This window comes from Paenibacillus sp. P3E (assembly GCF_001909045.1).
Classification (GTDB): Bacteria; Bacillota; Bacilli; order Paenibacillales; family Paenibacillaceae; genus Paenibacillus_AQ; species Paenibacillus_AQ helianthi.
Window position 1 is genome coordinate 89027 of record NZ_LVWH01000002.1, and the last position, 13380, is coordinate 102406.

Genomic DNA, 13380 nt, shown 5'->3' on the forward strand with positions numbered 1-13380 from the left:
AGGAAAGACTGACCTATCTGGAGCTGTTCTGGCGTGCCAAGACGCTTGCCCTCCATCTGCAGGCCAACGGAGTTGCGAAGGGGACCTTTGTAGGCATCTACCTGAACCGTTCCCTGGATTTGCTGGCGGCTTTGATTGGCGTGCAGATGGCTGGCGGTGTATACATTCCTCTGGACCCCTTATATCCAAAGGAACGGTTGGCCGATATGTTCGAGGAGAGCGCATTATCATATGTGCTGACACATTCTTCCGTCAAATCTGGCTTGCCGCAGTTTGCCGGCGCGGTGCTGTGCGTGGATGGAGCGGATGCACGGCAGGCTGCCTCTCCGGAGGAGCTGGAGCAGATAGCCCCTTTGGTATCCTTACAGCCGGACGACCCGGTATACACCATATTCACATCCGGTTCGACAGGAAAGCCCAAAGGAATTATAGTGAGCCACGTTGGACTGACCAACTTTCTGTGCTCCATGGCCCGGCAGCCCGGTTGTACGCCGGATGACAGACTGCTTGCCGTAACAACGGTCTGCTTCGATATTGCGGGACTGGAGTTGTATTTGCCGCTTATAGTTGGTGCCCAATTGGAAATAGCCCCGGAGGACATGCAGAAGGATGGCATCCTTCTGCTGGACAAGCTGGCGGAAGGCAGAATCACCATGATGCAGGCGACCCCTGCAACATGGCAAATGCTGCTTGTGGCCGGCTGGGATTCCCCCCTGCGGATCAAAATGCTGTGCGGCGGCGAAGCTCTGTCCAGGGAGTTGGCAGATCAGCTGTTGCCGCTGGGCAACGGGCTCTGGAACCTGTACGGCCCGACGGAGACTACGATATGGTCCTCTGTCAGCAAAGTGGAAAGTGCAGGCCGAATCAGCATTGGCCGGCCCATTGCGAACACGCAATTCTATGTGCTGGACGCATCGCTCCAGCCTGTGCCTGCCGGTGTCACGGGAGAGCTGTATATCGGCGGAGACGGGGTCGCCATCGGCTATTTGAACCGGGAGGAGGAAACGAAGCGCCGCTTTTTGCCTGACCCATTTCATCCGGATCGATCCTCAAGAATGTACAAGACCGGGGATTTGGCCCGTTACATGCTGGATGGCACCGTGGATTATCTTGGGCGGGCGGATTTTCAGGTCAAAATTCGGGGGTTCCGCATAGAACTGGGCGAAATCGAGAATGTGCTGCATAAGACCGGAGGCATTGCCGAAGCGGTTGTGGTGGCGCGGGACGAAGGAAATGACAAGCAGCTGACGGCATTCCTTGTTCCTCAGCATACGGACAGGATGCCGGATGTGCTGGATCTGCAAAGACAAGTCCGGCTTGTTTTACCGGAGTATATGGTTCCTTCCCGGATCATGTATGTATCCGGTTATCCTCTGACCTTAAACCGCAAGGTGGACCGGAAGCAGCTGGCGTCCGCCGGGACGGAGCAGATTGCGCATTTGTTCGGCCTGGCCGGTTCTGTCCCGATGGACGAGCAGAGCGGGCCGGAGAAGCAACAGTTACATACCTCCGGCAGCTCGGCCCTGGATCTGCAGCCATTGGTTGAGAATGAACTGGTCCGCCTTGCCGGGATAATAAAAGCGTTGCCCGTTGGGGCGAACCTGCTGACGAACCTGGGCCAGATGGGATTTGACTCCATCTCCTTTACGGCTCTGGCAGCGCTTATCAACAAGCATTACGGCGTGAAGACGAATCCGACGCTCTTCTACAGCTATTCGACGATCCGGGACTTTGCCGGTTATTTGACGGCTGCATACCCTGGCGAAATGGCTTCCCATCACGGTGGGCAGCTTACAGATGAGCAGCGGCACGCCCAATTTCCGGCTCACGAGGCCCGGAGAGCGACGAATGAGCGGGCCGGCAGCGTGGAGGGGGAAGGCCCGGCGGCTAATGCCGGGGATATTGCCATTGTCGGCATGAGCGGCAAGCTGCCGGGTTCGGTAAATCTGGAGCAGTTCTGGCAGCAGATTGTCGCCGAACGGGATTTGATTACGGAAATTCCGGCAGACCGTTGGGACTGGAAGCAGTATTACGATGAAACCAATGAAGATCCGAACAAGTCCGTGTCCAAGTGGGGCGGATTTATTCCAGATGTCGATAAATTCGATGCTTCCTTCTTCGGAATATCACCACGGGAGGCGCAACTGATGGACCCGCAGCAGCGGATCATGCTGGAGACCGTCTGGGCAGCCTTTGAGGATGCCGGCTATAGACCTTCCATGCTCTCCGGCTCCAAAACAGGCGTATTTGTCGGAGCGACCAGCTCCGACTATGCCGAAATTCTCATGAGGGAGTCGGATATTGACCCGCATACATTATCGGGCATTGTTACAGCCGTCATCCCGAACCGCATCTCTTATTTCTATAACTTGAAAGGTCCGAGCGAACTGACCGATACGGCATGCTCCAGTTCGTTGGTGAGCGTTAACCGGGCAGTGGAGGCGATCCGCAGCGGTGCCTGCGATATGGCGCTGGCGGGCGGTGTCAATCTGATCTTGAGCCCGTTCGCCCACATTGCGCTGAGCAAGATCAATATGTTGAGCGGGGACGGACGGTGCAAGGCGTTTGATTCCTCGGCTAACGGTTATGTGCGCGGAGAAGGTTGTGCGGTTGTGTTCCTGAAGCGTATGTCGCAGGCGTTGGCCGACGGTGACCACATCTATGCGGTCATCAAGGGAACGGCGGTCAATCATGGCGGCAAGACCAACTCGCTGACTGCACCCAACAGCAATGCCCAGCAGGAATTGATTGTATCGGCCTTCCATGATGCCGGCTTTGATCCGGCAACCATCGGTTATCTGGAAGCTCACGGAACGGGAACCGCACTGGGCGATCCGATCGAAGTCAACGGAATGACGGCGGCGCTGCACCAGCTCTACCGGGAATGGGACCGGCCTGCCCCCCAAGCATCCCATTGCGGCATAGGCTCGGTCAAAACAAACATCGGACATTTGGAAGCGATGGCCGGAGTGGCCGGGCTAATCAAGGTAGTTCTGGCCTTGCATCACAAGCAGCTTCCGGGCAATCTGCATCTTCGGGAGGTTAATCCCTATCTTTCACTGGAAGGAAGCCCGTTGTATCTTGTGGGCCAGACCAGACAGTGGGAGCGCCTTAAAGACGGGGCAGGCAATGACATCCCGCTGCGGGGTGGTGTCAGTTCCTTCGGGTTCGGCGGAACCAACGCCCATGTGTTGCTGGAAGAGTATGTAAGTGGACCGGCAGCAGCGCAACCGGCACAGGGCGGAGCACCGATTATCATCGTGCTGTCTGCCAAGGGAACGACTGAATTGAAACGGCAAGCGGAGAATCTGGTCCGGTATCTGGACGAGATGCAGGCGAGCGGGTCAACGATTCCACTTGAGAAGATCGCCTATACGCTGCAGACGGGCCGGGAACCGCTGCAGGAGCGGCTTGCTGTGGTCGTATCGGATGCCGCTGAATTACTGGACAAGCTTGGTCTGTATTTGCAGGGAGAAGATCCGGTGCCGAACCTGTATGCATCGGCATACAGCGAAGGTCTGGAAGCGGTGCTGGACGACGGGGATTTGGCCGAGATTCTGGACAGGCTTGCATCTCAAGGCCATTGGGACAAGATCGCACGGCTATGGCTGAAGGGCTTCGAACCTAATTGGAGACGGTGGTATGTCGGGGATGGGCCGGGCAGAATTTCGTTGCCGACCTACCCGTTTCTCCGAGAATCCCACTGGGTGCCGGTACGAAACCGGAAACCGCAATACGGAACATCCTCCGGCAGCAAGGCAACCTTAACGGCTATGCTGGACCATATCGCGCCCGCACAAAGTTTGGGGGAGGGGCTGGTGTTCCGCAAAGTCTGGAGCGCTTCCCACCCGATTGTTCGTGACCACATGGTGAACGGAAAATCAGTGTTTCCGGGAACGGGATATGTGGAAATGGTCGTTGAAGCCACAGGTATGCTCGGAGATGCGCAAACATGGCGCATATCAGACATCGTGTGGCTGCAGCAACTAACCGTGGAGGAGGCAGCACTGGCAGAAGTGCATCTTTCGGTGCAGAAGGATGGCGATGCCTTCCGGTTCGAGATCGAGAGCACCGGTCCCGATGTAAGCGGGAGCAGGCTGCATGCCAGTGGCAGCGTGTCCAGCGACAGCGGGACTGCTCACCAGGCTAAGGCTGAATTTGTGAATGTAAGTGAGATTATTGCCCGTTGTCCGCAGTACATGGACAAGCAGCGATTTTACTCGCAGATGGCAGCAGGCAGCGGCATTGTATACGGCCCCTTCTTCCAGGCTATGGAAGAGGTATGGCACAGTGCGAAGGAAGTGCTGGGACGGATTAAGCTGTCGGATGAAGCTTATGCGGAACTGGGCAGCTATACGGCCCATCCGGTATTACTGGATTGTGTGCTGCAATCTATGGGCTGCCTGTTTGATCAGAATACGGAGAAGGGAGTAGCCAAGCTGCCATTCTCCGCAGAGCAGATTCATATTATGGAGCCGCTGCGCTCCCGCGAGTATTACGTCTATGCCGTCCAAGCAGGTAAGGATGTCCACAATCTGGCGCTCCTTGATATGCAGGGCAAATTATGCGTAGCCTTCCACAACCTTGCTTCCCGCGAAATCAAAAAAGCGGAGGAACACAGTCTATATGTTCCGCAGTGGGTGATGGGCAGTTATAGTGAACGCCGGAGCGGTACGCCGATGAAGAGCGGGCGTGTGCTTCTTATCTCCGGAGAGCAAGAGGTTCCGGGCATTAGCGGTTTCACCCAGGCACTGCGGAACAAGATGCCGGATTGTCTGGAAATCCGAGTGGCGGAAGCAACCTCTATGGAGGAAGGACGCAGTTGGACCGTTGCCTATAACGATGAGGCGTCTTATCGGAGAACGGTGGAGGAGAACGGTATTGCCGAAGTCTATTTCCTTGGCGGACTTAGTGACAGCCCGGTCCCAACCGGCGAGATCGCCGATTGGGAAGCAAGGCAAAGCTGCGGGGTTGTGGCGCTGTTCCATCTGGTTAAGGCCGTTGGTCACATCCGGGGTATCCGGCTCACTGTTGTAACGAACGGTATCTTCGAGGTTCTGCCCGGCGAGTCAACGAATCCGGTACACGCTGCCATAAGCGGTTTCTTAAAAAGCGCAGCACTGGAGTACCCCGGCCTGTCCCTGCTGCTGGCGGATCTTCCGCAGCAGGGCTGTCTGAATGCGACAGCAAGCAGCGAGACTGCACATGCGTTTCTGGAAGCAGCAGCGTCGGGGGCAGCGGGAGAGCTTGCCGTTCGCCGCGGCAAGCTGTATACCCGCAGGATCATCGGCCTTGATCTTCCGTCCGGCGACGGCCTCGCTTTCCGGAACCGGGGAGTATACTGGATTGCCGGCGCGGGCGGAATCGGTTGGGAACTGGGGCTGCACCTGGGCAGAACGGTCCAGGCCCGGCTGATTCTGACGGGACGCAGCCGGTTGACGGAAGAGATGGAGCAGAAGCTTGCCGATATCCGCCGGGCGGGGGGAGAGGCTGTCTACATTCAGGCCGATCTTACCGATCCGTCCGCTCTCACAGCGGCAATAGAACAGGCCCGTGTGTTATACGGCTCCATCCATGGAGTGTTCCATTCGGCAATGGTGCTTCAAGATATGAGAATTGAGAACATGAACGAGGATCACCTGATAAGTGTTCTTGCTCCGAAGCTGACAGGTTCTGTTGCTCTGGGCGAAGCCTGTATGGATGTTCCGCTGGATTTTATGGTCTTGTTCTCTTCCACGAATTCGCTTCTGGGCAATCAAGGCCAGAGCAATTACAGTGCGGCTAGTTCCTTTCAGGACGCGTTCTCGATCTGGCTGGGCGCCAAGACCGCTTATCCGGTGAAGGTAATCAATTGGAGCTTCTGGGGCAATGTCGGGGCCGTGGCATCGGATGGATACCGCAGTTTGCTCACGGAAGCCGGTCTGCTTCCCATTGATACGGCTGAGGGTATGAAGACGATCGGCAGAGCGCTGGCTCAGCCGGTCCCGCAGGTGCTGATGTTCAAAGCCAAACCATCTCTAATCCATAAGCTGGGATTCGATAATAACATCCGTGCCAAGGTATATCCTGCCCGGCTGCCGTCCGTGATTCAGGAGATCAGCTTGGATTCGGGATCACGCAAGCACGGGATGGAGCAGATAGATTTCTTGAAAAACGGATTTAAGGAGCTGGAACGATTCGGCCTGCTGGCCCTGTGGCTGTACTTCAGGGAGAGTCTGTTTCCGGCAGCGGGTGAACGCTACGGTAGACAGGAGCTGCTGAAGGCCCTTGGCATTGTGCCAAAGTATGAGCAGCTGTTCGACGCATTGCTGGATATGCTCGAACGGGGCGGCTTAATGGTCAGGGACGGGGATGAGGTCGTTGTCTCCTCCTTGGCGGAGGATGAACAATTCCGGGTTGCCGCCGGCAATCTGATAGCGCTCAAGACTTCGCTTGAGCAGGCCTACCCGACGCTGGCACCGTACTTTCATTTGACCTGGCAATGTGTGGCCCACTACACGGAAGTGCTCAGCGGCCGGAAGGATTATGTCGAGATTATGTTCCCCGGCGGCTCTAAGGAACTGGTCCAGAACATTTACCGGGGCAACCTGATTATTGATTATTACAACGGGCTGGTTGCCGATGCAGTCTGCAGCTATATCCGTAAGCGAAGAGATGTCGGAGACGGCTCACCGGTCCGAATTCTGGAGATCGGAGCGGGTACAGGCGGCACGAGCACCATTGTCCTGGACCGGCTGGATCGGCTGGACGGGCCGCGCGGCCCGATCGAATATGTATATTCGGACATTTCGGCAAGCTTCACGGCCTATGGTGAAGAGACTTACGGCGGCCGGTACAGCGATGTTCGCTTTCAGGTCCTCGACATCGAGAAGGAGCCTGGCGGCCAGGGATTCACAGCGGACAGCTTCGATGTCATTCTGGCAACGAATGTGCTGCATGCGACGGGATCGGTGGAGCGGACGCTGCGGAATATGAAGGGTCTGCTCAAAAACAAGGGCATCGTTGTGATCAACGAGATTACCAAATTCCAGAATTTCTCCACCTTGACCTTCGGTCTGACGGGAGGATGGTGGAATTTCACCGATTCGGGGCGGATCAAGGGCTCCCCGCTGTTAAGCGCCGAAGCCTGGGAAGAATGCTTGAACCGCAACGGATATACTCATGTCAGTATTTACGGGCTGGCTGACGTTGACGGGGTAAACGATCAATCCGTCATCCTGGCGGAAGGAAACGGCGTGTTCATTAATGAAGGGGCGGAGCAGCCTGCGGCAGAGCAGGCATTGGCGGAGAGCCCCCCGGTTGTGAAGAATCAACCGAAGCCTGCTTCGCTGCCGGGAACCATGTCCCCAAGCCCGGCAGCGGGTGCGGTTACGGTCACCGGTAACGGGATGACGGACGAGCAACTCTACCATTGCGCCTGCCAATATATTAAACAGCTGCTGTCCCGCAAACTGAAAATTGATACTGACAAAATCGGGGAGCAGACGTTATTTGATAAGCTTGGTGTCGATTCTCTCATTATTATCGAGTTGAACAAGGAGCTGGCGAAGGATTTCGGCAAGCTTCCGTCCACGCTGTTCTTTGAGCATGTTACCGTAGAAGCGCTGGCTGTCTACTTGGCAAGGGAGCATAGGGCGAAGATGACGGAAAGGTTCGGCGTGAAGCCTGGTCCACAGACCCCGTCCCCGGTCGGTTCGTTGTTTGCTCCGAAGAACGAGCAACCAGCCGGAATGATGGAGACAGCTCCTGCAGCTGCCACGGAGATGCATGCAACAGCGGTGTCCGACGCCAATGAAATGTCTTCAACAGCGGTGTCCGACGCCAGTGAAACGCCTTCAACAGCGGTGTCCAATGCCACTGACATTGCCATCATCGGTGTATCAGGCCGTTATCCCTTAGCCGAAACGCTGGACGAGTTCTGGGACAATCTGAAGCAGGGGCGCAACTGTGTTACAGAGGTGCCGGGGGACCGTTGGGACTGGGAGCGTTATTATGATCCCGATAACCGTGAGCAAGGAAAAGGAAGCAGCAAATGGGGCGGATTTATCCGGGATGTGGACAAGTTCGATGCAGCGCTGTTTCATATTCCGGACGACCATGCCAGAGAGATGGACCCTCAGGAAAGACTGTTCCTGGAAACGACCTGGTCGCTCCTTGAGGATGCCGGCTATCCGGGACAGAAGCTGGCGGACAAGGGCGATAAAGTTGGGGTATTCGTCGGTGCGATGTACGGCGCTTACGGACAGCTTGCGACCAGTGCATGGGAGAAGGGCACGGCGACCAACGCCCAATCGGCTTACTGGATTATTGCCAACCGGACCTCTCATTTCTTCAACTTTACCGGTCCCAGCATCGCGGTCGATACGGCCTGTTCTTCTTCGCTGACAGCCATTCACTATGCCTGCGCAAGCCTGGTGAACGGAGACTGCAATGTGGCGGTAGCCGGCGGGATCAATCTCATTCTGCATCCGAGACAGCATGTACGTCTGGCCAACCTGAACAATCTGGCCGGATCGGATCGGAACCGCTCCTTCGGCGAAGGGGCCGACGGTTTTGTCGAGGGCGAAGGCATCGGGGCCATTCTGTTGAAGCCGCTGAATCAGGCAGTCCGCGACAACGACTATATCTATGGAGTGATCAAAGGTACGGCCATCAACAGCGGTGGGCAATCGAGCAGCTTCACCACGCCGAGTCTAAGTGCTCAGACAGAGGTGGTGGAGCAAGCATTACGGCGGTCCGGCGTAGATCCGGAGAGTATCAGCTATGTGGACGCTCATGCGACCGGAACGGCCTTGGGAGATCCGATCGAAGTTCGGGCACTGAGCATCGCGTATTCCAGATTCACCTCCAAGAAAAGCTATTGCTCTATCGGATCCGTCAAATCCAATATCGGCCATCTGGAGGCGTCATCGGGCATATCCGCAATGACCAAGGTGCTGCTGCAGATGAGATACGGCAAGCTTGCACCGAGCATCCACACCGACAGGATCAACCCGTACATTGCATTCGAGGGTTCACCGTTCTATCTGCAGCGGGAGCTGACGGAATGGAACCGTCCGGTAATTCTGGAGAACGGGGAGCGGAAGACTCTTCCGCGCAGAGCGGGAATCAGCTCCTTCGGGGCGGGCGGCTCCAATGCGCATGTCATTGTGGAGGAATACAGGAAGGAAGCTGTGGCAGCGTACAGTACAGAACCGGTGCTCATTGTGTTGTCGGCTCGCCAAGAGAGCAGTCTGCTGGCGTATGCGGAAGCACTTCAGCGGTTTATTACGCGACGGCTGACGCCGGAAGCGGAAGAAGTCTTGTCGCTGGAGCGGATTGCTTACACACTGCAGACGGGCCGCGCGGAGATGAAGGAACGGCTTGCCTTTGTTGCGGCTGATCTGACGGAGTTGACCGGGAAGCTGGCCTTGATTGGCAGAGGAGAACCGGTGCAAGGCCTGTTCAGAGGCAGTGCGGGCCAACCCTCCGAAAGAGAAGCGCCGGCTGACATAAGCCTGGAAACAATGGCCTCGCATTGGGTGGCAGGCGGACAGGTAAGCTGGGAAGCGTTGTATCGGAATAGCCGGAAGCCGGACCGTCTGCCGCTCCCGACCTACTGCTTTGACCGTCAGCGATACTGGCTGGCGGATGGCTGGGCGCTGGATGAAGTGCCGGACCGTCCCGCTTATACGGCGACCTACCATTACAACGAGCCTTACTTGAGGGATCATTTGTCTATGGGCAGACGCACCTTGTTGGGGGTGACTTACTGTAGCCTGGCCTACGAAGCATTCAGGCACTCCACGCCGGATGCTCCAGGGTTGCAGATCCGGGGCATGCTTTTTCAGGAGCCGGTTGAAGTGCCGGAGGGTGAACAGGTTGAAATAACGTCCCGTATCGCTGCGGAGGACGGTAAGCTGTATGCGGACAGTCTGTTTCAATATAACGGATCGGGACCGCAGCGTCTGGCATCGCGGGGAGAAGTGGTTGCCGATGTTGTTGCAAGAAGTCGGAGCATTACGATTCCATCCTTCTCGGAGCATGAGGCGCTGCCGGGCTCTTCGTTGTATGAAGCCAAGCCGGGGGTATACGGACCATCGCTCTTTACCGTCAGAACAATTATCGTCTCCCATGCGGCCAGAACGGTATGGGGACAGCTGGCGCTCACGGCTGAGATGAGACAGGATCAGCGGGCATATGCAGTTCATCCGGCCTTGCTGGATGGTGCGGTTCTGTGCCGCCTTGCATTGCTGCCTCATGGAGAGAAGGATGCGCTGATTCCGCTGATGGTCAAGCAGATGTATATCTTCGGCGCTTTGCCGGATGAGTGCTTTTGCCAGGTGCGGGAAGTGAGGACGAATGCGGAGCTGTGGGAAGGCGATATTGAATGGGCGGATGCCGACGGACAGGTTCTTGTGGCGATGAAGGGCTTTGTCTGCAAAAGAATAAGACCGGACAAGAATCTGCCGGAAGGCCCGGCAAACGGGAGGAGCATAAGCGGTACCATGAAACAGCATACATTGACCCCGGATAAGCTTTTGGCGGAGGTACAAATGTACTTGACCGGTAAAATCGCCGGCTTGCTTCAGGAGAACCCGTCTGAAATGGATACGGCCTGCCACTTTATGTCCATGGGCATCGAATCGGGAGATTTAATCGCACTGGCCCAGGAGCTGCAAAGCAAGCTGGACCTTCCGGTTTACCCGACCTTGTTCTTTGAATATCCGAATATAGAAGAATTGGCAGTGTACTTGACCAGGGAGCATGGAGACAAGCTCACCGTCTTGCTGCCATTCGGGCAGGAGCTTGAACGGATTCATCCTGCCACAGCAGCACAGCCGGAGGCCGAAGCAGCCGGAGCGAGAGAGGATAGCGGCTCTGCTGTAGCCGATTCCGAATCTTCTTCCCCGGCCGATGAACCGGTTGCGATTATCGGCATCAGCGGCTACATGCCTCAATCGGACAATCTGACTGATTTCTGGAACAAGCTTGTCCGCATGGATAGCATGGTGACGGAGATCCCGCCGGACCGCTGGGATTGGCGCGATCATTTTAAGGAGTCGCCGGAGGACAGGGATAAGACCAAGGTAATCTGGGGCGGCTTCATGAAGGATGTGGACAAGTTCGATCCCGGATTCTTCGGGATGTCTCCCAGGGAAGCCAGTCTGATGGACCCCCAGCAGCGGCTCAGCCTGGAGCTGGTCTGGAGTGCAATCGAGGATGCGGGCTATAACCCCAGTGAATTGTCGGGCAGCCGGACCAGCGTTTTTATCGGGGTAGCCGGACACGATTACAGCGACGTTCTGGCAGAGGGAAGGACTGAGAGCCGGGCCCAGGCTTTAACCGGCAATGCCCACAATGTATTGACCGGTCGCATCTCGTACCTGCTGAATTTACACGGGCCGAGCGAGCCGATAGACACGGCATGCTCAAGCTCACTGGTTGCCGTTCACCGGGCGGTGGAGAGTCTGCGCAGCGGCGACTGCGAGCTGGCGATTGCCGGAGGGGTTAATGTCATTACCAGCCCATCGCTCTACATTTCCTTCGACAACGTAGGCATTCTCAGTCAGGACGGAACATGCAGAACCTTCGATCAAGCCGCAGAAGGTACAGTCCGGGGAGAAGGCGCGGGCATCCTCCTGCTGAAGCCGCTTAGCCGGGCAATCCGCGACGGTGACCGGATCTACGGGCTTGTCCGCGGTTCGGCGATCAATCATGGCGGACGCTCAAGCTCGCTGACGGCCCCCAATCCGAACGCCCAGGCAGATGTAGTCTCGATGGCGCACCGCAAGGCGAAGCTGGACCCGGCGACCATCGGCTATGTGGAGGCCCATGGCACCGGCACGAAGCTCGGAGATCCGGTCGAGGTCAACGGCTTGAAGCGGGCCTTCAAGCAGCTGTATGAAGACTGGGGGCATGATGCCAGGGCAGCGGCCAAACATTGCGCCGTCGGTGCCCTGAAGCCGAACATCGGACATTTGGAGACGGCATCCGGCATTGCTGGGATGATTAAGATCCTGCTGGCGATGAAGCATCAGACCTTGCCGGGATTGGCCAATTACAGCGTAAGGAATCCTTATATTCAGCTGGATGACAGCCCCTTGTACTTGGTGGAGAAGACACAGCCATGGGCCCGCTTGAAGGATTCGGATGGACAGGAGCTTCCTTACCGGGCAGGCATCAGCGCCTTCGGCTTCAGCGGTGTGAATGCCCATGTTGTGCTTGAAGAATTCGTGCCTGAACCGGGAACAACGGCACCTGCAGCGGAAGAGGACGGTGAGCAACTGATCGTATTATCCGCCCGGAGTGAAGACCGTCTTTTGGCTTACGCCGCTTCCCTCCATGCCTTCCTTATCGGCAGTATGGATTCGGCGGAACCGGCGGCAACTGAACGGGAGGACAGTCGCCTCATGGATGAGGTGAAGCGTCTACTGGCAGATGGCCTGAACGTCTCGCCGGAGGATCTGGAGGAAGACATGACGCTGGCCGAATGCGGATTGGACCCCATTACGATAGACGGCTTCCTCCGGAAGCTTGAAGCCAGATATGGATCACAGGTGCTTGAGCAGGATACTGTGCTTGAGCACAGTCTGAAGCAGCTTTCGGCTATAGTCCGGTTCTCCGGCACCGCAACAAGGCCGGAGAACGGCCGGACCTCCGGCCCGCTTTCTCTTCGGGATGTGGCCTACACCTTGCAAACGGGAAGAGAGGCCATGGAAGAACGGCTTGCCTTGATTGTCAACTCCGTCGATGAGCTTGCAAGCAAGCTGGAGCTTATTGCCGAGGGAGGATCGGTGGCAGGCAGAATCTACAGGGACAGCTGCAAGCAGCCGGGGCAAACCGCCGATTGGCGGACCGAGGATGGCTTGGATCAGCTTGCCCGGTCCTGGACGGCGGGCGGCACCTATGACTGGAGAAGGTTGTATGCGAATCCAAGTCCGCGCAAAGTTTCGCTGCCCGCCTACCCCTTTGCCCGCAAGCGGTACTGGGTGAACAGAAGCGAGCGCGGGCTTAACGAGCAGCGGGCAGAGCATAGCCGCCTGGGCGCCTTGCTTGATTCCAACCTGTCTACTTTCGGGGATCAGCTTTACCGAAAAGTGTATGATCCATCCGAGTTCTATTTGAAGGATCATATTGTGAACCAGCGGATGATTCTTCCGGGTGTCGTCTATCTGGAAATGGCCCGTTCGGCCGGGGCCTTATCGAGTCCCGGACAGAAGGTAACCGGGCTTAGAAATGTTGTGTGGACCCAGCCATTGGAATTGACCGGCGAACCGAAGGAAACCGGCATCAGGCTGCGGAAAACAGACAAGGCTGCCGAATATGAGATTGTATCCGAGCAAGGGGCCGTATACTCCCAGGGGGAAGTTGCATATGATGCGTACCCGGAAGTAACCG

1 protein-coding gene (running past both ends of the window) is annotated in these 13380 nt (G+C 56.8%); it reads left to right on the forward strand.

Every position in this 13380-nt window falls within one protein-coding gene, locus A3842_RS31765, for a non-ribosomal peptide synthetase, read on the forward strand. The gene is 22788 nt long; 1531 of those nucleotides lie to the left of the window and 7877 to its right, leaving coding positions 1532-14911 in view, spanning codon 511 (partial) through codon 4971 (partial); the first complete codon in view begins at position 3. Both codon boundaries (start and stop) fall beyond the window edges.